This is a genomic window from Undibacterium sp. Rencai35W, assembly GCF_049340185.1.
In the GTDB taxonomy this organism is placed as follows: Bacteria; Pseudomonadota; Gammaproteobacteria; order Burkholderiales; family Burkholderiaceae_D; genus Undibacterium.
Window position 1 is genome coordinate 111,960 of the sequence record NZ_JBMPPC010000008.1, and the last position, 23,524, is coordinate 135,483.

Below are 23,524 nucleotides of genomic sequence, written 5' to 3' on the forward strand. Positions count from 1 at the left end.
TGCCCTGAGAGCCGCACCAGCACTGGTGCGTAGGGGAGTGGATTCTCCGTTTTCACTCCGCCCCTTGGTAATTGCGACGGAAGCGGAGTAAACTAAGCGCCATCTAATAGGGATGTGCGTATGAAATTTGAACATTTAATTGAAATTAACGACCTGACTAATCCGCTGAACGATTTCATCACACGCGAGCAACTCTGGCGCGGTCTGGTGATGCGGGCAGAATCACCGAAACTGTTCGTGCCGTATCTGGATGAATGCCACATCACCGAGCGCACCGAAGCACGTATGACACGGACCTTGCGCTACGGCGATCTGGTGATTAATGATCAGGTAAATTTTGTACATCTAGAACATATACATTACGACGTCGCGGCGCAAAACGATATTCCGCAATCCTCACTGCGCATGACGATTGAAGAGCCGGTACCTGAGGCTTTTTTTGTACGTTTTGCGTATGACGACGGCCATAGCGAGGCGGAAGATGCGGCAAACGAAATGTACAACGAATATCGCCGCTCGGCCTATCAGGAGTCAGATATAGACACTATCCGCATCATCCGCGAGATGGCTGAGGCTGGCCGTTTGAATGCCTTGCCTTCGTAAAGAGACGAGATATTTTTTAGGACAGACGCGAAAATCAAGACCTCTCACCACAGAGACACCGAGACACAGAAAAAAGCTGGATTGGTTCCCATGAAATATCGGTTACAAGTTGATTGGACGTTTCTAATCTCGAATCTGCAGGCTGGGCGCGTCTTCCCGAGGCAATTGGTGCCAACAGCCGCACTCTGCTTGCGGAGTGGTTTGGGGGAATGTCTAAAAATCCTTTAATCGGTGTCCCATGGAGCAGCTTACTCCTGCTGTTCTCCGTGTCTCGGTATCTCTGTGGTGAGCGGTCTTGGTTTTTACGTCAGTTCGATCAAGCACCGGATCTGCGGCCTAGCACGATATGCAGTATCAGCAATAGGGGTAAAGCCAGGCCGATGCTCCAATGGCCCACAGACCATATCACCCTGCTCTCTTCACTGGCGAGGTAATACAGGGCATAACCGCTTAACACCAGCCAACCGAGTACGCTAATCATGCTCCAGCCGCTCCAGCGGTTACGGTGCGCTCGGTGTGCCCGGCGTATATGCATCTGCAGCAGTGTACCGATGGCAAAACAAGTCAGCATCGCCAGCGCACCGTGTACTTGCATCGCGGGATGTTCAAGCGGGTGCACGCTGTCGCCAAACTCGTTACGGTGCTTCAGCAGAAAATGCGCAATCAGCCAGACCAAGCCTGACGCACTCAGCAAACTTCCCAGAAGATACAGAGAAATCCGGTGCCAGCGCTCCAGCCGAAAATGCTGGTGGCGATTTTTCGGTAATACGGGATGGTGCAGGCTGTGTTTGTGGGTGCGCATAGGGCAAGCTTGTGGGATGAGGCGACGGCGGATTTAATGTAGATTAAATGTGGATTAGACGTAGATTATAAAAGCATTCGCGGCAAAGGCGTCTAAGCACGGGTGCTGCGCGTCGCCACTTGCTGCGACGACCTTAGTCAGCGCATCGGCCCAGAGGCAACTGGCGGCTCTGACCGAGACGCTGCCAGGATTGGCTAAAGGCGCACCACTGATGCCGTGCACCAGGGCGCTGACGATCTCTTCCTGAGGCATGGCGGTTTGTGCGCCGGCTCTCTCTCGGTCATACGAGCTGCACTGACGTTGAGAAAAATAGATGCCGGAGGTCGCCATCGCCGCATTCTGCAAACCGATTGTGTATGCCAAGCGCGCCGGATCAGCAGGGTGACGGATCGCGATCTCCATCACCTGATCACCGATCACCCGCAGGTCACCACCAGCATTGACGCAGGCCTCACGCACTCCGTATTCCTGCAATACGGCGATGGCCTGGTCAACCGCATAGCCTTTGGCAATACCGCCCAGATCCAGCCAATCTGGGCTGAGTTTTTTTAAGCGGTAGTCCGGCAATAATTCATAGGCAATTACCTGCGGCAGGTAGGGCTGCACAGAGGCTGGTGCAGCAGCCTGATGTGGCAATAAACCCCATGCCATCAAGCGACTGGCAATGCGCACATCAAACAATCCCTGGCTGAGCTGCGTTACATGCAGCGCGGCCTCAAGTACGGCATACGTATGCGGATGAATCGCCAGCACACTACCGGTCGCCGCCCGGTTAATACGCGTCAGCTCACTGTCTGCCGCGTGAAAACTCATGAGCTGGTGAATGAAGGCAATGCGCTGAAAGGCGGCATGAAAAGCTTCATGCAAAACGCTGTCCTGCAGCGCATCGGCGATACGGATATCGACCAGCGTCCCCAACCAGGGTTGGGCACGGCGGTTCATTTTTTTGTCGGAAGTAGTGCGATTTGCGCGATCGCGGCGATGCGTCGCACGCCGTCCGTGACGTGGCTGCATGACAGCGTAGCGCCGCTGATATTAGCGATCCCGTCGCCGGGTGCGAGATTGCTGCTAGCGTTCTTGCCAGCGAATTGCTTGCGCCAGTTAGCATTTTTGATTTCCATGCCGTGGCTTTCGCGGTAGGTCATGATCTCGATCTGACGAATGCTGGCATCAGCCTGCAAACCCACTGCGTAGGAGATCAGTTCAAATTTACCGATCACTTCGTCAAAAACGACATGCCCCAATAATTTATCGTCCTTATACACCGCCACGACCCGCCAGGCGACAGAGCGTGCCGGCAGGCCAGCCAACTTCTCTACCTGGCGCATCTGCTCCAGACTGAGTTGCAGAGTGACTGGTTTAAAACTGGTCGCTTCGGGGAAGATGGTTTGCTGCGCTTGCTCGGCGCTCAGGTACTGAGTGGCAAACGCCGTGCTGCTGACGCCCGCAAGCGCGCTGAGGATAAGGGGGGCAAAGGTATTTTGATTCATACTGTAATTTTATCAGCCCCCATGTCAATAGCGCTTAGAACGAATAACCGACACCCAGGTTCAGGCGGTCACGGTTGTTATCGAGTTTAAATTTCTGGTAGTCGGCTTTCAATACGACACCTTCACCAATCTTGAAGCTCGCGCCCAATGTCGTGACTTTCTCGGTACCTGCAGGGACGACGCCCAGACCTTGCGGTACCGCGGCATAACTGTTCGCGGTATTGAATTGCTCATAGCGCAGGAAAGGAGTCAGACTATAGTCATTCGATTTCCACAATTGATAGGCGGCCTGAGTGTACCAACCGTAGAATGAGGACGGTACCGGTGTCGGCTGGCCGATAAAAGTCAGGTTCAGCGCCTCTGTGTTGCTGATCGTGCCGCGGCTATACAGGGCGGACAAATCCCAGCGACCAGGCGTGAAGCGGGCATGCATATCCCACAACGTGACCCGGGCATCGTTGCCAGCAAAATCAGTCGTTGCATGACCGGCTTTACCGCTGAACACGGAACCACCTACCAGCAGACCTGGAATACCGCGCCAGTTGAGCGCCGCATGCAGGCTCAGGTCGCGCGATTTGGCAAACTGACCTTCCTGATGAATACTGGCCAATGGGGATTCTGTGCCTTCGCTGGCGGCGGCGTCCCATTTGCTCAGATCAAAACCCGTAGTCAAACCGGCGTCCCAGCTCAGGCCATTATCATACGAACCGGACAAACCGATACCAACTTCACGCCAGGTCGTCGGGATAATCGCAGTCTCGACAAAATTGCGATGGACGCCGTAGTAAGCCGTCGGCTCATGGGTCGTATTCAGCAAACCCACTGGCATCAGGAACAGACCTGCCTTAGCGCGCAAATTGTTGTTCAGTTCGTGCTCAACATACAGTTGCTCGACTTCTGTCTCGCCCTTATCGCCGGAAGATGCAATCGCGTGCTCCCATTCAAACTCGGCCACCATTTTGGTTTTTTCATCGAAGCGATGGGTAATGCCGATCACCGCGCGCCCCACATCTGTCTGTGCTTGGTTGGTGGCATTAGTCGGACGTGAATAATTGATTTCACCATAGCTGCTGATCACGGTTTTTTGCGCCATGCTGCTGGCAGCCGAAGCCATCGTCGTACTAGCCGCAGTGGCTGCTGCCGCGTTATTAGCTACGGCGGTATTCACGGTATTGGTCAAGATTTCTTGTTTTTTCTCGACGCTATCGGTCTTCTTGCGTGTGGCAACCAGCTCAGCCTTGATGGCTTCAAGTTCTGCCGCGAGTTTTTCTATCTTTTGCAATAATTCAGCTTCACCGGCATGTGCAGGCAGCGCAACGGCACTGCCCAAAAAGGCGAGACACAGCGCTTGAGCTACTAAGGTCTTTTTCATCGTGGTCTTTCGTTTGGATAGGAATATTTTTTACAATCAGTCATACTCACGGCTTGTAGCCGTCGTTCAGGGTGCCGAGGAATTTAATCACGTCCTCGATCTCAGCCGGTGTCAGTGCAGCCGCCATACCGCGCTTACGGTTGTAGGGTACTTCGGTAACATTTACGTTACCGGTATATGCCGCGGGTAAGTCGTCAAATTTCAGGACGCTGCCATCGGCGGCGGTTGGATACCATTCTTCGGGATTGGTATCGCGACGTACATAAAAGCCGAGTGCGTCACGCAAATTTTTAAAACGTCCGTTGTGAAAAAATACTTTGCGCGTAGCGACATTACGTAATGTCGGCACTTTAAAAGCACCGCATAAATCGGTGCGTCCACTCAAATCACTACGGTCAGGTCCGCATAAGCCCAGGTCAAAATACGTCGCGTCAGCAGTCGCGGGGATCGCATAATTTCGCGGCACACCAATATTGTCGTAGGTAAAATCCGTGAACAACGGCGATGCACCGTCTGTCGATTTATTACTGCTATGGCAGGCCGCGCAATTACCTTTGGTCGGGTTATTAAACAAAGCCAATCCGCGCAATTCTGCATCATCAAGTTTGGCGCGTCCTGCCAGAAACTGGTCGTACTTGGAATCATACGGATGAAAATCCGCATCTTCTTTTTGATACGCCTGCAAAGAGAATTGAATACGATCAAAAGCGACATCGGGATTATCAAAAATCGCACTGCCAAACGCTTTTTTGAATTCTGCGACATACGCCGCGCGTTGCAGTTTGGCGACGACCTCGGCCCTGCTACCGTTCGCCATTTCGTGCGGCGCTAAAAACGGGCGTTCAGATTGTGCGGCAAGATTCAGTGCACGGCCATCGCGGTTGAAGCCGCCGGTAGGCGTGCCGTCTGCAGCAAAGAAAAAAGTCGGCGTCAGATTCAGATAGCGCAATGAAGGCACTGCACGAAAACCCGGAACATCCAGATTCGGCCCGCCCAGTTGGACACTGAGATCATTGCTTTGGGCGTGGGCATTATCGGGATTGTGGCAAGTCGCGCAGGATTGTTTGCCGGACGCAGACAGACTGACATCCCTAAAAATTTTTTCCCCCAAGGACGCTGCTGCGCTCATTCCGGCATCTGCACCGGGCGTGGTAATGGGTGAACTGCTACCTGAGCCGCCACCGCACGCAGTCAGGCTTAACGCCGCACCGAGCATCAATGCGGATAAGCTGGTTCTGCTCAAAGATAAAAAAGCCTTGCCTACGATAGCTGGTGAAGTCATCGTTTGTGAAGCCACAATTTGTAAAGCATGGTCTGGTCGACCGGCCAGAAACCGGGAGAAATGATGCGGCATTATTGGTTCCGTTGGATCGATGTGGAAAGACGCTCCAGAATCGATAATGTAAATGAGAATGATTCTAATTATAACAACGCAACCCCATGGGAACAAGAATAAGGCGAGAAAAGAAGTATTTTTGTGGTTTTATTATTAATGAGGCGGGGGAGAAATCTGCACAGCGGAATCTGAATATTGAAAGAGAACGTCTAAAAACCTCTAAATTGCAAAATCCTGTCGACAGGATTGACGTAACAACTAAGACCTCTCACCAAAGGAACACAGAGACACGGAGACACAGAGAAAAGCCGGAGTAGGTTTCCATGAAATACCAATTCAGGGGTTTTTAATAACTGTAAAAAACAAACCCGCATACTGGATGCGGGTTTCAAAGGCATTTCAGGCCAGAAGGCCCATGAAATAAGCGGGTTTGATTTAGGAATATCGAAAAACCTGTCTTATTACTGACGCGCCTTACCCAGATGCTGTAAGAAGAAGCTTTCGTATTTCTTGTGCAAGGCTTTCGGTTTCACTGCGCCGCCAAGTGCGTGTTCGCCGTCAGGGTCGAGGAAGAGATCGACCAGTCCCTCCTTACCATTTTCCAGCAAGGCACGATAGACGTTGACGGTGTCCTGATACAAGACGTTCGGGTCCTGCATGCCATGTACCAGTAACAGTGGCTTTTTCAAACCGGCGGTCAGTGGCAGCAAGGAAAAACGGCGCAATGACGCTTTGCTGCGTTCGGTCTTGCCGAGAGTACGACCGCTGTACCAGCTATTGTAATTTTCCCACTCGGTCGGTCCGGCACCGGCAATCCCTGCGGCGAAAGTATCGGGGCTGGTATACATCGTGTACTGGGTCTGGAAGCCGCCAAAACTCCAGCCAGTCAGGCCGATGCGTTTAGGATCGACGCCGAATTTTTTATCCATGTACTTGACCAGATCTTCGAGGTCTTCGGTTTGCGGTTTGCCCGGCTGTTCCCAGTTGGCATCGCTGAACTTGCGCCCGTAATTCGAATGTCCGCGGGGATCGACGGCAACCGTGACGTAGCCATGCTTTGCCGCCATGTACATGCCGAACACATAGGCGGTCTGCTGGAAGCTGTCAGTTTCGATAATGTGACGGTCATTCAGCGGGCCGCCATAGGTGTAGACAATCGCCGGACGCGTGTCTGCGGCATTCCAGTGAGGCGGCTTAAACACATAGGCTTGTATCGCATCACCATGACGGTTGAGATAACTGAAACGCTCCGGCTGCAACAGGCTGACAGCGTTCCACAGCGGATCATGGCTTTGGGTCAGGGTCTTGCGTACCGATGTTTTACCATCAGTAAGTTGCATCAGTTTCAGTTCAGGGCGACTACTCCATTGCCCTGCCACGCTGGCGACTTTGGTCCCGTCATCGGTGACCGCACTGACGCGATGGAAATCTCCCTGCAGTCCCAGCGCCGTCATCGCCCCGCTGGCAAGATCCACCCGGTACAAATTCATCGCGGCAAAATCATCCCGGTTGGCGAGCACAAACATGGATTTGCTGTCTTCGCTAAAACCCATAATGCTGTGGGCTTCAAAATCGCCCTTCAGCAGCGGGCGCGCCGTACCGGGCAGCGCAACATCGGTACTGATCACATACGGCTGACGGAAACCCTGTTCGTCCAATACCGCAATCAGGTTTTTGCCATCCGGGGTGAACTGCGGCGCGAGCACATTCACGACTTCATGCCCGACCTTGCCACGGCGCTCGAACACCAGTACTGGCTTGACGCCCTCTTCTGCTTTACCGACATAAATACGCAGTAATTCTTTTTCACGTTCCCAGGTGGAGAAGGTATAACGACTTGCGTCTTTGGCCCAGCTGACTTTACTCATCTCAAACCAGACGTCGCCTCCGGCATTGGTGAACACCGGCTCTGGCTGGCGCACATTAATATCACCGACACGACGGATGTATACAGCACTGGCCGGAACTTTACGCTTGTCGTCCGAGACTTCACGATCGACCTTCTTCGCTGTCGCAAAACGCGTGTTGTAGTTCATGATCTCTACCTGACGATCTGCTGGCGGTGCTGGCTTACCCGGCTCTGCTTTTTCTGGCGCAGTGGCAGAAATTGCCATCCATTGTTTGTTCTCGCTAAGGACGGTATCGACGATGCTGTATTTTTTCTCGGCATCATCAGGATGGATTAATTCATGGTTCAACTGGCGCACGGCGCTGCTGTCAAAGCGTGCGCTGTAAATACGTTTGTCATCCATGAACAGATAGCCGCTATCGTCAACCAGATACGAGAGAATGCGCTTGTTTTTTTCAGTCTCTGTCAGACGCTCCAGCTTGCCATCTGCGGCTTGCAGGCGGAACAAATCACCACGGTACTGGAAGATCAGTTCGTTCTTTTTTTCGGCCCAGACCAGCGCTTCTACGCCGGGATATAAATCGCTAGGTTTCAGCTTATCTTTTTCTTGTTTCTTTTTAAGCTCGTCCCGCAGCTCCCAGATTTCTTTGGCCTTGTCCTTGCTGCTGTCTTTGCTGGCCTCTTTTGCATCTGATTTGCTGTCTGACTTGTCGTCAGTACCGCTGGCTAACTTAGTGTCGCCTTTGGTGTCAGTCTTATCGGCCGTACTGTCTTTGGTGCTATCTTTTTTATCGGTATCGTTGCTGGCTTTAATGTCGCCACGTTTGATCGCTGCGGCGACGGCTGCTTTTTCTTTTGCAGCTTCGGCATCGGTTTCTTTTTTCTTTGCTGCGTCTTTGGCTTTTTTATCGGCGAGTTCTTTTTTTACGATATCGAGTGCCGCGGTTTCCCATTGCATCAGATCGACTTTTTCACCTCGCAGATAAGCGGCGTGCGCTTCTGCCTTGGCTTGACGCTCGGCATCTTCTTTGTCTTTTTGTACGGCCTTTTTATCAAATCTGTCCCAGACTTCGGGCGCATCAACACTCTTCATCACCGTAGGAGAAGTGACGCGTCTGGATTCACCGGTCTGAGTGTCATGCACATACAGATCAGAACCGTTTTCGCCGTAAGGATTCCAGACATACGCAAGGTAACGGCCATCGTGACTGAAACTGAGAAGACGGGCTGTTTGTCCAGCGTAGGGTTTGGCGCGGTACAGTTGTTCCAGCGTCAAGTCCGCAGGTTTTAGCGGCGTAACCGCAGCAGATGAACTAGCAGAGATGAGGAGTGCGGACGGCGTGGCCATCGCGACCTCTTGCGGCAGAGCCAGGGATACGGTACCCGCCCATGCCAGTGCAATGCTGGCGGAAAGTAATTTTGACGACATGATGATTCCTCTTTGCGATCTGCCCTGTTACTTGAGGACAGGAGAATAAAACTGCGATAACAATAAATATAAAAATAAGCCTGACCACAACAAAAAATGGACACCAAACGGTGTCCATTTTTGAAAATCAAGAAACTGATTTATTCGACATGCATTTCTTTAAGCAAGTTATTTGCTTTGTCGACATTCGTCATTTCCCACAAGATGTAACGCAGATCAACCTGGATATCACGGGTGTTCGCATCATTAAAATCCCAGTCAGAGATGATGGAATCCAGCGTGCCGTCAAATGCCAGACCGACTAGTTCGCCTTTTGCATTCAATGCAGCGGAACCTGAGTTACCACCAGTGATGTCGAGGGTCGCGAGGAAGTTAACCGGAACCGATTTCAGCTTAGCGTCGTAGTACTTGCTATCCGCACCGAAGTTACTCGATTTGATTGCATCGAGTTGGTTTTGCGGTGCATTGAATTCACCCGTGCCAGTCGCTTTTTTCGTAATACCATGCAAGGAAGTGAAGGCTGTCCAGCTCGTACCGTCGGCACCGTTTGGACGACCTGCAACCTTACCGAAGGTCACGCGCAGCGTGCTGTTTGCATCTGGATATACCGCCTGACCTTTGCTATTCATGAAAGCGATTTTTGCCTTCATGTAATTGGCATAGGCTTGCTGGATTTTGCCTGACATTTCTTCATCACGGGCTTCGCGTTTCAGGCTCTCGTCATACATCGCTACGGCAACTTTGATGAAGCTGTCGCCGCTTGCTTTGAAGTCGTCTGGCTTGCGTTCCAGCCAAGGCGCGCGTTCTTCTTTGGTACCAAGTTTGCTGCCTGCATACATGGTGTCCAGCAGTGCTTTGATCTCGGCTTCTTTCATACCGTCTTTGATACCAATCGCTGCATCAAAATTCGCATTGCGGTCTTTACTCGGCTGCGCTGCATACTTCGTCATGAAGTTCAGAACCAGAGCTTTATCCACGGCCTCGTCGTAGCTACGTTCAACTGCAGCAACGCCTGCTTTAAAGCGCGGTAAGTCACGTGTCTGGAAACCTGATTTACGCTCTGCATCCGGTTTGGTGGATTCATTGGCCAGACGATACAGGCTACGGGCTGAACTCAACAGACGCGGTGAAGAATATGCGAGCAAGAAATCACGGCGATTTTCTGCATCGCGTTCGGCGATGAGTTTTTCGATCGCATCGATATCAGCCGCATACATCTGCTTGCGTCCGGCATCGGCGTTGACCCAGGATTTCAACGCAGTGTGTTCTTTTTGCTTGCGTGCCAAGAAGTCGCTGCCAGCATAGCTGTCCAGCATACCCTGACGGTTTTTGTAGTAGTTATTGACGCCCGCAACCATGCCTGCGTATTTGAGTTTTTTGTCTTCGTTCCCTTTGGTCTCGCGTTCAATGATGGCGAGTTGTTCGCCTGAAGCTTTCACATAGGCAGGGTAATTCCAGTCAAATGTATTCGACACTTCTGATGGCAAACGATGACGGTTAGTACGGCCAGGATAGCCAGTGACCATCACGAAATCGCCTTCCTTGACGCCATCTTTCGCCAGACGCAGATAATGCTTTGGTTTGTAAGGCACATTGTCCTTGCTGAAATCAGCGGATTTGCCATCCTTGCTCACATACGCACGCAAGAAGCTGTAATCGCCCGTGTGACGTGGCCACATCCAGTTGTCGGTATCGCCGCCGAACTTGCCGACGCCTTCAGCCGGCGCATGCACCAGACGTACGTCCTTAATCTCTAATTGCTTGATCAGGTAGTACTCCAGACCACCATAGTAGGGATAGACATTGCAACGGTGACCAGCGTCTTTTTCGCATTCGGCAACCAAGGCTTTTTCATTTTTTTCGATCGCATCTACCCGTGCTTTGCCTACCAGTTTGGCGACTTCAGGTGAAATGATTTTGGTGCTGACGTTATTCACGTCCGTCGTGACAAAAACGCGGCTGCCTGGCTGGGCCGGCAATTCTTCTACCAGTGTTTTTGCCAAAAATCCGTTCGCCAGATAATTTTTTTCCGGTGTGGAGTTTTGCGCGATGCTGCCATAGGCGCAATGATGGTTCGTGATGACCAGACCCTGATCGGATACGAATGACGCAGAGCAGCCACCGAGGCTGACGATCGCACCCATCGGGAATTCAGTCAGTTTCGTCAGGGTTTTCGGATCCAGCTTCAAACCAGCCGCTTTTAATTGCGTAGCGACTGCTGGCAACTGTTGTGGCATCCACATGCCTTCGTTTGCATAAGCGACGCTCATGGCGCTGCTTAATGCAGTCAGCGTAGTGACTGCCGTCATTAATACGAGTGATTTTTTCATCTGGGTCTCGACATCTTTATGGGATTGTTGTTAAACAAAGAGGTGTGAAATTGAAGGTCTCAAATTCATAACATCGCAGTATCAGTTCGCTAAACAATGAAGTCAATACAATTACTTACATTTGATTTACCTGATTTTTCATGTGGAATCGATGCAAAAACCGGGATAATGAGGCTGTTTTCTTGAATTTATTATCAGACTGGTGAGGAAACCGGTTTTTTTAGCATTTTCCGGTAATTTTTTTGAACTATTCAAAAAATAATCGCTCTTAGGCTGCCGCCAGCAAGCCAGGTCAGAACGACCTGATTCCTTCCATTTTTGTTCCCGTTTTTTTTTGCTATTCGGCGCCTCGTTATGCGTACACGGCGTTTGATTTACGCAACAATACGAGGGGGCTACCCTGCCTCAGACTGTGTCTACATGATGTCCTTAATCCGCTCATAGCCGGTCCGGCTGATCGGAATCTGTTTGCCGGAACGCATCAGCGCGACATGACTGTCCTTGGTGTAGCGCTCAATGCCTTGTAATTGCTCGATATTGATCAGGTAAGAGCGATGTACCCGCACGAATTTTGCCGGATCAAGCTGGGCTTCGAGCTCGGATAGAGCCTGGGTTTTCAGGTAGGACTTTCCTTCGCTGACGATGCTGATGTAATCATCCTGCGCTTCGACATACTCAAGTTTATCGACAGGAATTACATGTACCTGACTGCGGTCGCGGATCAAGATCCGCTCAAGCTGCTTGCTGGTATCGGTCAGCATTTGCTGGATCGCGATACTCTGCGGCGTCACCGTCTGACCGAGCGATTTACGCGCCTGTGCCAGTGCTTCGTCAAAACGACTCTGTGAAAACGGCTTGAGCAGATAATCAACCGCATGCAGGTCAAATGCTTTCAGCGCGTATTGATCATAGGCCGTGGTGAAGATCACACCGGACTGACGCCCCGTCAGCTCCAGCACTTCCAGTCCGGTCAGCTTGGGCATCTGGATATCTAAAAATACCAGATCCGGATTCAGTGCGTTGATCTGTTTTACGGCATCGAGTCCATGCTCGGCCTCACCGATCACGAGGATATCCGTATGCTTGCTCAGGTACTCGCGCACCAGGCGGCGCGCCAGCTCTTCATCATCAACGATCAGTACTTGTATTGGGTTCATCATGTTCGCTCAATTAAGACCTGTGTTCAGTTACTAGCTGCGCTCAGTTAACCGCCTGTGGTACGGCGATCTCTACCAGGAAAGTATCATTGCTGCGGGTCCAGTTGATGCGGGCTTTATCGCCGTACATAGACTGTAAACGCAGACGGCTATTTTTGAGGCCGTGTCCATTACCAACCGTATCGCCAGGCACCGGATCAACGGGATTTTCAATCGTAATATGTAGCCAGTCGCCCCTGATCAGAGCGCGCACAACAATGACACCGCCCTCGGTCAAATCGCGAATGCCATGCTTGATCGCATTCTCTATGCAGGGTTGCAATAACATCGGTGGCAACAAGGCCATCTGTGCGGCATCGGCTATCTGGATATCGCTTTGGAGTTTTTTACCAAAGCGGATTTTTTCTATCGCCAGAAAATGTTCGCATAAACGTATCTCCTCATTAAGAGAAATCAGTTCTTTCTCAGAAGACGCCAGAGTCTGGCGAAAAAACTGCGCCAGCTCCAGCGTCATATTGCGTGCAGCCGCCGGATCAAGCGAGGTTAATGCGCTGATGGAATTGAGGCTATTAAATAAAAAATGCGGATTGATCTGTGTACGTAATACCTGCAATTCCGCATCCCTGGCCTGTACCCGCGACTCGGCAGCACGACGATCTGCCAGGCGAACATTCTCAAAGGCGATCACTACATCATGCGCAAAAATTGATAACAGATAGAGACAGCTACCGGCCGCAAACAACATCACCGACATCTGCGGTGTCACCGGGATCAGATTGCCTGGCAGCGTCATACTGCCCGCAACAGGTCCGAAGCCAATCAGCTGGCGTAAGGCGAACGCCAGATAATTCCAGGCGTAACACAGTGCCAGCCACATCAAGCCTGAGATCAGGGACGCTCCGCCGAAGATCACCAGCGTCAAAAAAAACTGCCGCTTCGCCATGGGCAGCGAGCGGCAGACGTAGTAAGCAGATGCCGCTACAAATCCGTAAATCAGACTGACCGGTATCGCAAACCCGAGCCCCGCCAGCCAGCTAGTATTCGCCGTCGTCACCAGCAGCGCAGTGATCACCACCCCCACCAACAGCCATGCCATCAGATACCACATCAGCTTACGCATAGTCGAGGTCATCGGTTTCATCATGACGGTCTGGCGAGTGAGTTAAAAAAGAGTCGTTGCGCTTGTCTGTATTATCTGGTGAGTGACTGCCTGATCAGTTTTTGATCTCGACACCGCCCATGACCACATAACCTTCGATCACTAAACGCTTGGTCGGCGCCATCGGTGGTACGGTTTTATCATCGATACCACCCATGATAGGAATACCGTTGCTGACGATAGTCCAGTCTGCCGGTACTTTTAAAACAATCCCGCCCCACATGGCAAAGACCTGCAATACTGCCTCTGACTGTATCGATGCCTGACGTAAATCGATCTCGACGCCACCCATCACAGCAGTCGCCTCACCACCACGAAAATCCTGTGATACCACGCTCATATTATTACCACTCATGAAAGCGATCGCATCAATTGTGGTATCCGTCATGGCGCTCATGTCGGACAAGCCGGAGATACCAGAGCCGTTGCCGCTATGTTCTTTTTGCTTACGTACACCTTTAAACACCACGGCCAGGCCAGCAATAATGATGAACATCGGCCACCAGTCACGCATCCGGAAATACACAATCCCCAGATTTGATAAGGTCATCAGCACACCCGCGGCAACCAGAGCGCCGCCGACGAGATAGCCGGAGTCATTACGGGTTTGCGATATTTTTAAGCCGCCAAAAGCGATGAATACCATAGGCCAGAACTGAATATAGTCGCGGGCATTGAACCAGTGCAGGTTATCCACCAGTGCCAGGACACCGAAGATCACGACGATGGCACCGAACAGGACGCGACGTTGGTTATGTGAGTTAGATGAACGGCTCATGATTGTGACTCCTTGTCAGAATTTGTCGTTGATTTGTTTGTCAGGTTATAGATACCGCTGATCAAGGTACTTGCACCGAAAGCGATGAGGATGATCGGCCAACTGGTTCTGAATGTCCAGCCCCATAATTCTGTCAAGCAGACATATAACCATAAACCGATGATGGCTTGTGTGGTGCCTTTCATGACTTGCTCAAAGGTACTGGCGCTCAGCATCTTCACCAGACCAACCAAAGCGACCAGCAGCGGCCAGCAATACCACCAGCGGATTTTTTCGCCGATGTAAGGACGTAAATCCAGTACGCCGAGGTGTTCCAGAAAAAACAGGCTACCGACGGCGATCAGTGCGATACCCCAAACGATATATTCGCGCTGTTTCTCATTGCGGACATCGTTTATGGTTTGTTGTAACTTGGTTTGCGTTATATCAGAGCACATCATGATTCCTTCCTTTATCCGGGTGCGGCTCGCTGTTGGCAAGTTCCGCAGAATTGAATTATTTGTTTATTGCGTCGACAGGCTCAAGATAATCGCTGCCGAATCAAATGTCTCGCGGATTTCGGCGAGTGACGGCGGTGCCTCGGTGAGCGGCGAAAAATCGGTGAATGACGCGCTCTTGGGTAGCGGGTAACAGGTAACAGGTAACAGGTGCACATCGCCGTTGCGCCGCCGATAGACAAGCAAATCATCTTTACGTAAGCTATGCTCAACCTGGTTTTTTACCCTTGTGCCCTATGATAGAAAATATTCTGCCATTTTTAAACGTCATCTCAACTGCGGCGAAAGCGATGCAGTGGTTCCGGGATGTGAGTGCAAAAAATAAAGGTGAGGTCCGCGCACTGATCGAAGAGATCAAAGAAAACTCCCGGCTGTGTTTTCGTGTTGTGCAGGACAAGGTGCCGCCTGCCGATGTGATTCCGGCGTTCTCTACGGTGGTGTTTGACCGTCTGAATGCGAGCGGCTTTGATTTTGATTCCGTACAACGCCATGCGATTCCGGCGTATGAGGGAATAGAGAAAAGTGATCTCGCGAGCTGGGCAGGCAAACCCACGGGCAAGCTGATTGAAAATATCTACGACAAGATCAAGGATATGCGCTCATTGCACACGTTTAAAGCGCAGGACAACCGGCTGTGGAGCCGGCGCATCCTGAACATTCATAAGCGAATTTTGCTCTTGTTGCGTCATACCCGCACCTGAGTCGAACCTTAGTCAAACTTGAGTCGCACCTGAAGCATTTGCTCAGTACGCTATACACGTATTACCTATAAATAGACGCAGCGCAGAGCGCTCCGGACTTATGCGATCCAGGCACCGTCGCGATAGACCACTTCATCATCCAGCAATACCGTCTCAGTGACGGCAAAGACATCGACATGGAAACGAGAGTCTTTGCGTTTGAGCTGCGGCTTGCTGTACACGCCATGCTTGGCACCCAGCGACAGATGAATGCCGCACATGCGCTCATAGGTACCGATATCGCATACCGTGCGCTCCGCCGAAAAAGCGCGATTCAAGCCGAATCCCAGTTCGCGCAGCCAGACCTCGCCTTCCACCGCCCGGATATTTGCCAGTACCTGATCAAACTCCGGTGTGGAATCTTCGACATCCACGACGCGCCCCTGGGCCACAATCAGCGTAATCGGCTTGGCAGGTTTATTGACCAGAAAACTGGTATCGCCAAACACAAAAATCCGCACGCGACCACTGACCGCCTCCAGATCCTGCGCCTCGGTAAACACCTCACCAATCGGAAACTGTCCGCCGACATTCGTCATGCCGCTGTAGTCGCCGATATTCAGCTTGGCCGACTCCAGAGGCGAGGCGAATACCAGACGCGCACCCTCGCCGCTGTCCACCACAGCGCTCTGCGCACGATCGATCTTGTCTTTCAGTGCACGACCGACGCCGCGAAAATACGCAGGATCATAGGCCAGACTGTCGATATAAATCAGCGCCTCTTGCTGCGTCAGACGTGACAGATGCAAATGCTCAATGACTTTCAAACCACGTTTAAATAATTCGACCCGTACCCGATAAGCATCGAGACGAAAACTCGTGGTCTGCACCAATACCACCAGATCAGACGGTGCCATGGTTTCAAAAATCGCGTGTATTTCGTCAGGACTGACCTGCTCAAAATCGACATACTGCGCATCCGGTAAACAACGTCGGTACGCCTCGCTCAATGCCAGCGTCAGACCGCAGCCGCTATCAGCCACAATCAGCGCCTTGTGTCCGGGACCATGCTCGATCGCCAGGGCCAGAATGTCGGCAATATGACGGGTTGCCGTCGCAATGGCCTGCTCGGGCAAGCTGCCGTGAATATCCGTGAGGAGGTCTTGAAGGTGCATGGTCATAATGAGAAGTGGTGCCAGAAGTCGGTCTGTCATTCCATTTTTTACATCGGATATTGCCGTGGCTCTCGCCTGAACACCAATGATATGGGAATGAAAAACACTGCCAGAGCAGCGTCAATTTTGCGCTAGCGCATTGTAATCGACAATCCTGATGTCGGTGCCACGCGACGGCGTACCGTGCATAAAATCTATCGAAATACCCTTTTTTGATAGGAAAAATCCGCTAACTCCGTCCTTATTTGGGTATTTCCACTAAAACATCATTCAAGTTATCGCTAATTCTGTCGTTAGAAGTGCTAATTCTTTAAGCAATATTGCGCAACACCTTTAGTAGAGTAGTATGAAACTGTTTCCCTTCACCCGAGTTACCCAGGTTCAGCCATCGGATCAAAGAACCGCTAACGGCGATACCGCCTCGCCAGCCAACGGCGAAACACCAGTCAAACCCGGCAGTACAAACGATGCCAACGACATCATCCGCAGCCTGCGCAGCGGCGGCGACCGTCGTCAGGGTGGTGATCGCCGTCGCAATGACAGAGCGCCGTCATCAGTTGCTGTCATGTTCGATACCCGCGCCAAAACCGTCAGACGCCGGGCCTCACGCCGCAGTGAAGATGGCGAACAACTGCAACATTTTTCCATCAAGATTTAGTCGCTCATCCTAAATTTATCGCGGCGCTCAAGCTCAAATTGGCGACACCCGCACTTGCTCAGCCGTTGAATTGCGCGGCTAGAAAAATGCCCGCAAAACGCCGCGATGCACTCAAGTAGGCGTTTTTAGAAATTCCCGCTTCACGAAACTTCCCAACTGTCGCACGCTGCGAGGATAATAGCGACTTCATTGCCTTTCGAAAGTCGCTATGTCCAAGTTGATCGCCCCTGTTCCTTTTCAATCCAAACGCCTGAAACGTAAGCAATTCGCCAGCACCGGCGACGTACATGTTCAAGGCGATCTAATCATTGCGACCCAGCTTCTGGTCGGTGGCGACTTGCTGGTCGACGGCGACCTCGAAGCAGAAGAAGTCTTTTGTCTGGGCAAACTCACTGTCACTGGCAACATCCGCGTCCAGTCGCTGTACGTCGGTCAGGCGCTCGACTGCGGCGGTGATATTGAAGTCGAATTTTTATTAAAGACCGGTTGCAGCGCCGAATGGATGGCTCGCATGCTCGAACTTGATCAGGCCAAAGCCAGCAAAGACGGCAGCAGCTACATGGATAAATTTGTACATCCGGCGATCCTGCAACGCGATGCGCATCATGAGATGTTTGGCGGCTTCGGCGATATTCAGGCGCTCGGCTATCTCGCTTGTGACGTGCTTGACTGCCACGGCAGCGTGCAGCTCGACGACGTGTTCGATGTGATCGAAGTCCAGTACATCGGCGGTCACCTGAGTGCCAGCGAAATCCTGATTGCGGGCGACGGCAATTGCAAAGGCGAAGTCTTTAGCGAAACCGATATCACCGTTACCGGCAGCCTGTTTGCGGGCAACGTCACTTGTCAGGGCAATCTGGAAACCGGCGCCATCATCAGTCAGAGCGATATCAGCACCTGGGGCAGCCTGCGCGCTACAGGCGAGATCAGCAGCCTCAACGGCGAGATCCACGCCGGTCGCTGGATCGCGACCAAAGCGACCATTTACGCCGCGCGTTATATCAAAGCTGGCGAATCCGTCGTAGCAGAAAAAGGCATCACCAGCGGCGACGACTTCGGGATTCTGGCAGGCACCACCTTACGCCGCTCGCTGTGGCCGACTCAGGGTTTTGTCTCCGCACCGACCAAGCCGCGTCACTTATTGTCCGGTAAATTTGTCGAAGACAAAAAGCTCAAGCACATCGACGCCCTGGAAAAAAAGCGCGACACCGAATTAGATTGGGAAGTGGTACGCCGCCTCAAGCGAGAATCCGAACTCGCCTGAAGAAACTACTCAAAAATCGCCACGATTCATCACAAGCAAAGCTCGCCATGACAAACTCACTGCGCCGATACCTGCTCGCTTACATCATAGCGGCAGTCGTATTTTGCCTCTGTGATTTTGTCTGGCTGACGCTGCTGGCCATCGATTTTTATCGTGCGCAACTGGGGCCGCTGATGCTGGCGCAACCGAAGCTCATTCCGGCCGCCGCGTTCTATGTGCTATATCTGTTCGGCCTGCTGGTGTTCGCGATCGCTCCGGCATTGCGCACACGTCAGTGGCAACAGGCGATGCGTTTAAGCGCGCTGCTTGGCGCGGTGGCGTATGGCACTTACGACCTCAGCAACCTCGCCACGTTACAAGGCTGGTCGGTATCGCTGACAGTGGTTGATATCTTATGGGGTGCGGTTGCCAGCGCGATCGCCGGTACTGCGGGCTATGCGGCGGGTCGCCTGATCAAAGACGCAGATGCTTAGAAAAAGCCGCCAAATTCACATACTCCCCATTATTTCTCTATAAATATGCCTTAATCCGCACTGTTTTATTAGGGATTTAAAATATACATAGGGAGAGTATGTGAAACTCCATAGACAAAACAGATCCCAGCCACGCTGTACGATCTTACTTACGCACCGACCAGTCGCTTAACAGTAAGCCATACAAAGCCGAATCCGACACCACCCCATCGACAAACCAGCGCTCACGTAAAAATCCCTCACGCTGAAAACCAAGCCGCTCCAGACTACGCGCCGACGCCGTATTCCGTGGATCAATATCCGCCTCAATCCGGTTCAGGTTCAATGCGGCAAACCCATAGTCCACCAGCGCCGTCAGCGCCTCATGCATATACCCGTTCCCCCAGGTATCGTAAGCCAGTCCATAACCAATCTCAGCGCGCCGACATTGCTCAACGAAACGGAACAAGCTACAAGTCCCCAGCAATTGCTGATCAGCCGACCGCACAATCCCAAACGATAAATACTCACCAGCAGGCAAGGCCTTCAAATCCCGCTCCACCAGATTAGTCGCCGTCTCCATCGTGGTCCACGGCGGCGTACTCCAATACGTCATGATCCGTGCATCAGAAAATATTCCGAACAAAGCAGGCGCATCGCTCATGCGCAAAGGCCGCAAATGCAGGCGCTCGGTTGTTAGTTGCAGATTATTGAAAGCTGGCATGGATGTTTGGTCTCGATTAAATTTTGTAGAAGCTCTTGTTGTATGGCGATGATTGCCTGCTTTTTACAACACAGTATCACTACCAGATTTGTTCAGAACACAGGGGCGATTAGCGTAGCCTAATCGCATACATGTCACCGTTACCAGACGGTCTGTCGGACATCCGCACATCCGCGAGCCATCAGGATTTAGTCTTCTTCGTCGCTTTCGACTTACCGGAACGATTGAGAGCGACGGCTTGGCGAATGAGTGTCATGAAAGCGGACTCGTCGATTGTGTCGCCCTCATGGATATCGACCGCACGGCGTGCGTTGCCGTCGAGACTGGCATTGAAAAGACTGGCCGGATCCTCTAGTGACGCGCCTTTTATAAAGGTCAGCTTCACTTTATCCTTGTAGGACTCGCCGGTGCAGATGATGCCGTCGTGCGACCAGACTGGTGTGCCCATCCACTTCCACTCTTCAACGACATCTGGATCGGCTTGCCGTATCAGCTCGCGTATTCTGGCTAGCGTTTCACCGCGCCAGTCGCCGAGTTCGGTGATTCTTTTTGAGATGAGTTCTGATGCGGGCTGGCTGTCGCCCGGGTCTGATTTTTTCATGTTCTCCGCTTTGAAGTTCAGGATATTTCTCAGTTGTACGGTATCGTTACCGGTGCCCTAGCACAGTGTAAGCAGACCTGGCGGGCGTCTCGGTTATTGCAAAGAATTCGCTGATTCACTGGCATGCGTAAGACAAACAATTGTAGCAACTTAATCAAGTTTTTCCAGACAAAATTAACGCCTCCTTGCATGCCGGAGTCAGCAAATGCAGCTACCCATGATTAAGCGGGAGAGCAAAAGCCCGGATGGGCACCGGATGCCTCTGCCACTACGCTGCCACGTCCTCCCGAGGATATTCTGAATTCTCCTGAAAACGCTGCTTACTTCAACACAGTGATCGAATCAACCAGCTTCACCTCATGCATCATATTCAGGTAGGCATCGAAATAGGGCTTGTGCGAAGCGCCGACGATGACCAGTACCCGCGCACCCGGTTGATTGCCGAAAGCGCTGCGGATATTCGCTACCATGCGCAGATTACGTGCTTCCCACCATGCAACATATTGGCGACCATAGAGTTCTGGTGAGTGCTGTTTTAAAGCACCGCCAAAATCAGCATTGATAAATGCCCGCCCGACCTTTGGCTGATTATAAAAACGGTATAAGTCCAATACATCTTTGCTGCTTGCCAAACTGCCTTCACGCTGTTTCGTTACACGCCCTTCAGGAATATCGATCTTGCTCCATAAAGTCTGTAAGGTGTCGCCCAATTTTGGACCTGCCAAATCCTGAATACTGTCAGCGGTATGATCGTCAGTCGCATAGACCCGCTCAAGCCCCAGGCGCGCTGCCAGCATGGTACCGATCTCATAGTTTTCATTCGGTTTCGTCTTGTCACGAGTTAAGACTTTTAACAAGGCCTCATCGACACCATCGCCAATTTTGCGCTCGGCAGGATCAAGGCGCTGCCATTGCACCAGTGCCGAAAAGCGGTCATTCGCAGCCAGGAATAAGGCCGCCAGATGACGGCGCTGCGCTGGCGTCGGCGTCGCTCCTTGCTGAGCACCCGCATGTGTTGCCGGCCAGGTTTTTAACACGGTCCTGATTTCTGCTAAGGCGGCAGGTACCGTCAAGCCGGTTGCTTTTTCGGCCGCTTCGGGATCCCAGCAGTAATCGCTAAACACATCGGGATAAGTTGCTGCATAACGTTTCAGGGTATCGCACTGCTCACCGGATAAGGCCTCTATCGTAATAATGTCTGGCTTAAATGCTGCCAGTTTATCGATCAGATCTGACAGCATCGCTGGTTTAAAATGATCGCCAAAACCGCTCAGATGCGGACTCCCCAACACCATGACCTGAGTAGGTTTGCCAGCGATGTCTTTTTTCCAGTCTCGCGGATCAAAATCTGCGGTCTGCGCCAGCGCGTTACCACAGACGAACAGCGCACCTACTCCCAGAGTTTTCAGCCATGTTGTCATTCTTCGCCTCCTGATTGAAACAATAAAAACTACAGAGTAGCAGCGCTAAACTAAACGACTGTATCGAAAGAGATGAAGTGCGCAATCGGGGCAACAGGCCGCTCGGAGAATGCACTGAGCGGTGGGAACAAGGCCGGCTTTATGGGCTGATCATTGGCTGATCAAGCGCCCGATCGCCGCCTTACGCTCTTTGGTATCGGATGGAAATCTAGGCGTGTAGGAAAAGAACCGGTTAGTATTTTTAAAGTTTCTCGCCCAGCCGACCAGCGCGCCGTCGGCGTCTGCATACAAGCGTATCGTGCCACGTCCCAGACCGGTGATTTTATTCGCGGGATCGGCGAGTCGCGTATCGTCTGAGCCCAGATACTCTGCATTGGAATCAATGATCGCGACCTCGTATTGCTCGGTGCCTTCAACAAGCGGATTGCGTGGCTCGATTTTTTTGGCCACGCTGTCGAGCAACATTACATGCCCTGTCGTACCAGTCTGCGCTTTGTCACCGGCATTCAGCATCGCATGCGCCAGCACGTCGCCAGGCCGTATCAGGCGCACGTCGCTGATCTGCTGAAAACCCTTACCCGTCTCAATCGAAAAAACAAAGTCCTCAGCAACCGGCCTTTTTCTACTCGGCGTCCAGTTCAAAAAGGCAAGCTGAGTCCGCACCGGATAATGTGCCCGCTCAATCACCGCCAGCAAAAATCCCGAACAATCCGCCCGCATCACATAATCGCTGGAAAATACATCTCCGGGAAAACTGACCGATTGGCCACCCAGAATGTAATGATTATTCGCAGGCTTGATATTCTCAGCCAGTTCGCGGGCAATCAGCAGATGTCTAGGTAATGCCGTAGCAGTTTCTTCAGCATAGGAAGCTAAGCAAAAAACTGAACTCAGAAGCAGGCAGGCGAATGCTGCTTTCTTCCATCGATGGGTGAGGCGCATTAGGTGGATCTCGCTTGAGTACATGGTTTTATTTGCTAAGTTGAATTAAGCCGAACCCCGGAACGCTTGAGGCCGAGATCAATGACGATACGTCCCGGTAAACATCCACTCCGCTACCAGCAGATTTGGAACTCAGCTAAGCCAAGCGATGACGGGTTAGGCAATCTCAAAGGGGATGCCAGCGATCATCAATGACGGCAAATAGATACGTAAGGTAACTGCGGCTAGTGTAAGCGGGCGTTACGTACCACCCATTTGAGTAGTTCAACACAGTTCGTAGCAGGTCGTCACAACTCATAGTAGTGCGCGGCAAACGGCTAGGACGACGTCACTGATGCGCTTCGACATGTCTGGCAAAATTGTTCAAAATTGCCTGCCAGCCCTGGCGCTGCTGATCGATTGAATGTTCAGATTCCGTATCGAAGCTCACGCGCACGGCGACACCATTTGAAACGGGTGCGAACTCGACAATCCCCGTACGGTCCCCAAACGTATATTCAATTAATTCATTCTGCACGATCTTGGTATAGGTTCCGGCAAAATCAAAACCAAAGCTACCGTCCTTTGCCTCCATACGCGAGGAAAACACACCGCCAACGCGTAAATCAACACTGGATCTGGTTGTGTGCCAGTCCTCAGACGCCGTGTTCCACTGCTTGATGTCTTCGGGCGTTGTATACGCGCTCCAGACCTTAGCAATAGGAGCGTTGACGATGGTTTCTACAGTAATTTTCATGATGTCTTCTTATGTAGTAGTAACTAAAACAAAAGTGCCGGAATCGCTAGAAAAATCCTAGGCGCTATC

The 23,524-nt window shown here is 51.8% G+C and carries 23 protein-coding genes; 6 read left to right on the forward strand and 17 right to left on the reverse strand.

What is annotated here, in order from left to right; all coding sequences use genetic code 11:
- The first annotated feature begins 120 nt into the window (after positions 1–120).
- Positions 121–603: an SRPBCC family protein gene (locus ACO0K3_RS16800; protein ID WP_422986571.1), complete on the forward strand. Its 483-nt coding sequence runs from the start codon at positions 121–123 to the stop codon at positions 601–603.
- Positions 604–919: 316 nt separating this feature from the next.
- On the opposite strand, the gene ACO0K3_RS16805 is transcribed toward ACO0K3_RS16800, so the two are convergent.
- The 11 genes from ACO0K3_RS16805 to ACO0K3_RS16855 all read right to left on the reverse strand — a co-directional run bounded on the left by ACO0K3_RS16805 (position 920) and on the right by ACO0K3_RS16855 (position 14,745).
- On the reverse strand, positions 920–1,405 hold the full coding sequence (locus ACO0K3_RS16805; protein ID WP_422986573.1) for a DUF4405 domain-containing protein: 486 nt from the start codon (positions 1,403–1,405) through the stop codon (positions 920–922).
- Positions 1,406–1,459: 54 nt separating this feature from the next.
- The gene (locus ACO0K3_RS16810; RefSeq protein ID WP_422986575.1) at positions 1,460–2,347 is read right to left on the reverse strand and encodes an FAD:protein FMN transferase; all 888 of its coding nucleotides are present in this window, start codon (positions 2,345–2,347) and stop codon (positions 1,460–1,462) included.
- On the reverse strand, positions 2,344–2,895 hold the full coding sequence (locus ACO0K3_RS16815) for an FMN-binding protein (RefSeq protein WP_422986577.1): 552 nt from the start codon (positions 2,893–2,895) through the stop codon (positions 2,344–2,346). The genes ACO0K3_RS16810 and ACO0K3_RS16815 overlap by 4 nt, the downstream gene beginning before the upstream one ends.
- 34 nt (positions 2,896–2,929) lie before the next feature.
- Positions 2,930–4,267, reverse strand: coding sequence for a hypothetical protein (locus ACO0K3_RS16820; protein WP_422986579.1), 1,338 nt, complete (start codon positions 4,265–4,267; stop codon positions 2,930–2,932).
- A 46-nt stretch (positions 4,268–4,313) separates the two neighbouring features.
- Positions 4,314–5,621, reverse strand: coding sequence for a cytochrome-c peroxidase (locus ACO0K3_RS16825; RefSeq protein ID WP_422986581.1), 1,308 nt, complete (start codon positions 5,619–5,621; stop codon positions 4,314–4,316).
- 443 nt (positions 5,622–6,064) lie between these two features.
- A complete protein-coding gene (locus tag ACO0K3_RS16830) occupies positions 6,065–8,881 on the reverse strand; it encodes a prolyl oligopeptidase family serine peptidase (RefSeq protein ID WP_422986583.1) in 2,817 nt (938 codons plus the stop codon).
- A gap of 140 nt (positions 8,882–9,021) precedes the next feature.
- On the reverse strand, positions 9,022–11,211 hold the full coding sequence (locus ACO0K3_RS16835; protein ID WP_422986585.1) for a S46 family peptidase: 2,190 nt from the start codon (positions 11,209–11,211) through the stop codon (positions 9,022–9,024).
- 416 nt (positions 11,212–11,627) lie between these two features.
- Positions 11,628–12,371, reverse strand: coding sequence for a LytR/AlgR family response regulator transcription factor (locus ACO0K3_RS16840; RefSeq protein ID WP_422986587.1), 744 nt, complete (start codon positions 12,369–12,371; stop codon positions 11,628–11,630).
- A gap of 40 nt (positions 12,372–12,411) precedes the next feature.
- Positions 12,412–13,512 (reverse strand): sensor histidine kinase, encoded by a 1,101-nt coding sequence (locus ACO0K3_RS16845; RefSeq protein WP_422986589.1) that lies wholly within the window; start codon positions 13,510–13,512, stop codon positions 12,412–12,414.
- A gap of 70 nt (positions 13,513–13,582) precedes the next feature.
- Positions 13,583–14,305 (reverse strand): LiaF transmembrane domain-containing protein, encoded by a 723-nt coding sequence (locus tag ACO0K3_RS16850; protein ID WP_422986591.1) that lies wholly within the window; start codon positions 14,303–14,305, stop codon positions 13,583–13,585.
- Positions 14,302–14,745: a LiaI-LiaF-like domain-containing protein gene (locus ACO0K3_RS16855; protein WP_422986593.1), complete on the reverse strand. Its 444-nt coding sequence runs from the start codon at positions 14,743–14,745 to the stop codon at positions 14,302–14,304. Before ACO0K3_RS16855 ends, ACO0K3_RS16850 begins: the two co-directional genes overlap by 4 nt.
- On the opposite strand from ACO0K3_RS16855, the gene ACO0K3_RS16860 reads away from it, so the two are divergent.
- The gene (locus ACO0K3_RS16860; protein ID WP_422986595.1) at positions 14,744–14,935 is read left to right on the forward strand and encodes a hypothetical protein; all 192 of its coding nucleotides are present in this window, start codon (positions 14,744–14,746) and stop codon (positions 14,933–14,935) included. The two genes, ACO0K3_RS16855 and ACO0K3_RS16860, sit on opposite strands and share 2 nt — an antisense overlap.
- A gap of 103 nt (positions 14,936–15,038) precedes the next feature.
- Entirely contained in the window at positions 15,039–15,503 is a 465-nt protein-coding gene (locus tag ACO0K3_RS16865) for a hypothetical protein (RefSeq protein ID WP_422986597.1), read from the forward strand.
- 98 nt (positions 15,504–15,601) lie between these two features.
- Here the strand turns inward: ACO0K3_RS16865 and ACO0K3_RS16870 are convergent, their stop codons facing one another.
- Positions 15,602–16,657 (reverse strand): hypothetical protein, encoded by a 1,056-nt coding sequence (locus tag ACO0K3_RS16870; protein ID WP_422986756.1) that lies wholly within the window; start codon positions 16,655–16,657, stop codon positions 15,602–15,604.
- 346 nt (positions 16,658–17,003) lie between these two features.
- On the opposite strand from ACO0K3_RS16870, the gene ACO0K3_RS16875 reads away from it, so the two are divergent.
- From ACO0K3_RS16875 to ACO0K3_RS16885, 3 genes are all read left to right on the forward strand, one after another.
- Complete coding sequence (locus ACO0K3_RS16875) at positions 17,004–17,315, forward strand: hypothetical protein (RefSeq protein WP_422986599.1); 312 nt, start codon at positions 17,004–17,006, stop codon at positions 17,313–17,315.
- Between the two features lie 208 nt (positions 17,316–17,523).
- Complete coding sequence (locus ACO0K3_RS16880; RefSeq protein WP_422986601.1) at positions 17,524–18,579, forward strand: hypothetical protein; 1,056 nt, start codon at positions 17,524–17,526, stop codon at positions 18,577–18,579.
- A 47-nt stretch (positions 18,580–18,626) separates the two neighbouring features.
- A complete protein-coding gene (locus ACO0K3_RS16885; protein ID WP_422986603.1) occupies positions 18,627–19,052 on the forward strand; it encodes a DUF2177 family protein in 426 nt (141 codons plus the stop codon).
- A 145-nt stretch (positions 19,053–19,197) separates the two neighbouring features.
- On the opposite strand, the gene ACO0K3_RS16890 is transcribed toward ACO0K3_RS16885, so the two are convergent.
- From ACO0K3_RS16890 to ACO0K3_RS16910, 5 genes are all read right to left on the reverse strand, one after another.
- Positions 19,198–19,755 carry a GNAT family N-acetyltransferase gene (locus ACO0K3_RS16890; RefSeq protein WP_422986605.1) on the reverse strand — a complete coding sequence of 186 codons (558 nt, stop codon included), beginning with the start codon at positions 19,753–19,755 and terminating at the stop codon, positions 19,198–19,200.
- 181 nt (positions 19,756–19,936) lie between these two features.
- Positions 19,937–20,356, reverse strand: coding sequence for a DUF1801 domain-containing protein (locus ACO0K3_RS16895; protein ID WP_422986607.1), 420 nt, complete (start codon positions 20,354–20,356; stop codon positions 19,937–19,939).
- A 320-nt stretch (positions 20,357–20,676) separates the two neighbouring features.
- Positions 20,677–21,777: a DUF5694 domain-containing protein gene (locus ACO0K3_RS16900; RefSeq protein ID WP_422986609.1), complete on the reverse strand. Its 1,101-nt coding sequence runs from the start codon at positions 21,775–21,777 to the stop codon at positions 20,677–20,679.
- Positions 21,778–21,927: 150 nt separating this feature from the next.
- Positions 21,928–22,719 carry a hypothetical protein gene (locus ACO0K3_RS16905; protein ID WP_422986611.1) on the reverse strand — a complete coding sequence of 264 codons (792 nt, stop codon included), beginning with the start codon at positions 22,717–22,719 and terminating at the stop codon, positions 21,928–21,930.
- Between the two features lie 328 nt (positions 22,720–23,047).
- Complete coding sequence (locus ACO0K3_RS16910) at positions 23,048–23,455, reverse strand: SRPBCC family protein (protein ID WP_422986613.1); 408 nt, start codon at positions 23,453–23,455, stop codon at positions 23,048–23,050.
- Positions 23,456–23,524: the final 69 nt, after the last annotated feature.

Coding starts and splice junctions, on each gene's coding strand:
- ACO0K3_RS16895 (WP_422986607.1), bottom strand. CDS start 20,356: ATGAAAAAATCAGACCCGGGCGACAGCCAGCCCGCATCAGAACTCATC.
- ACO0K3_RS16815 (WP_422986577.1), bottom strand. CDS start 2,895: ATGAATCAAAATACCTTTGCCCCCCTTATCCTCAGCGCGCTTGCGGGC.
- ACO0K3_RS16885 (WP_422986603.1), top strand. CDS start 18,627: ATGACAAACTCACTGCGCCGATACCTGCTCGCTTACATCATAGCGGCA.
- ACO0K3_RS16830 (WP_422986583.1), bottom strand. CDS start 8,881: ATGTCGTCAAAATTACTTTCCGCCAGCATTGCACTGGCATGGGCGGGT.
- ACO0K3_RS16910 (WP_422986613.1), bottom strand. CDS start 23,455: ATGAAAATTACTGTAGAAACCATCGTCAACGCTCCTATTGCTAAGGTC.
- ACO0K3_RS16825 (WP_422986581.1), bottom strand. CDS start 5,621: ATGCCGCATCATTTCTCCCGGTTTCTGGCCGGTCGACCAGACCATGCT.
- ACO0K3_RS16800 (WP_422986571.1), top strand. CDS start 121: ATGAAATTTGAACATTTAATTGAAATTAACGACCTGACTAATCCGCTG.
- ACO0K3_RS16845 (WP_422986589.1), bottom strand. CDS start 13,512: ATGATGAAACCGATGACCTCGACTATGCGTAAGCTGATGTGGTATCTG.
- ACO0K3_RS16900 (WP_422986609.1), bottom strand. CDS start 21,777: ATGACAACATGGCTGAAAACTCTGGGAGTAGGTGCGCTGTTCGTCTGT.
- ACO0K3_RS16820 (WP_422986579.1), bottom strand. CDS start 4,267: ATGAAAAAGACCTTAGTAGCTCAAGCGCTGTGTCTCGCCTTTTTGGGC.
- ACO0K3_RS16890 (WP_422986605.1), bottom strand. CDS start 19,755: ATGCCAGCTTTCAATAATCTGCAACTAACAACCGAGCGCCTGCATTTG.
- ACO0K3_RS16835 (WP_422986585.1), bottom strand. CDS start 11,211: ATGAAAAAATCACTCGTATTAATGACGGCAGTCACTACGCTGACTGCA.
- ACO0K3_RS16880 (WP_422986601.1), top strand. CDS start 17,524: ATGTCCAAGTTGATCGCCCCTGTTCCTTTTCAATCCAAACGCCTGAAA.
- ACO0K3_RS16840 (WP_422986587.1), bottom strand. CDS start 12,371: ATGATGAACCCAATACAAGTACTGATCGTTGATGATGAAGAGCTGGCG.
- ACO0K3_RS16860 (WP_422986595.1), top strand. CDS start 14,744: ATGATTCCTTCCTTTATCCGGGTGCGGCTCGCTGTTGGCAAGTTCCGC.
- ACO0K3_RS16875 (WP_422986599.1), top strand. CDS start 17,004: ATGAAACTGTTTCCCTTCACCCGAGTTACCCAGGTTCAGCCATCGGAT.
- ACO0K3_RS16855 (WP_422986593.1), bottom strand. CDS start 14,745: ATGATGTGCTCTGATATAACGCAAACCAAGTTACAACAAACCATAAAC.
- ACO0K3_RS16905 (WP_422986611.1), bottom strand. CDS start 22,719: ATGCGCCTCACCCATCGATGGAAGAAAGCAGCATTCGCCTGCCTGCTT.
- ACO0K3_RS16850 (WP_422986591.1), bottom strand. CDS start 14,305: ATGAGCCGTTCATCTAACTCACATAACCAACGTCGCGTCCTGTTCGGT.
- ACO0K3_RS16805 (WP_422986573.1), bottom strand. CDS start 1,405: ATGCGCACCCACAAACACAGCCTGCACCATCCCGTATTACCGAAAAAT.
- ACO0K3_RS16810 (WP_422986575.1), bottom strand. CDS start 2,347: ATGAACCGCCGTGCCCAACCCTGGTTGGGGACGCTGGTCGATATCCGT.
- ACO0K3_RS16865 (WP_422986597.1), top strand. CDS start 15,039: ATGATAGAAAATATTCTGCCATTTTTAAACGTCATCTCAACTGCGGCG.
- ACO0K3_RS16870 (WP_422986756.1), bottom strand. CDS start 16,657: ATGCACCTTCAAGACCTCCTCACGGATATTCACGGCAGCTTGCCCGAG.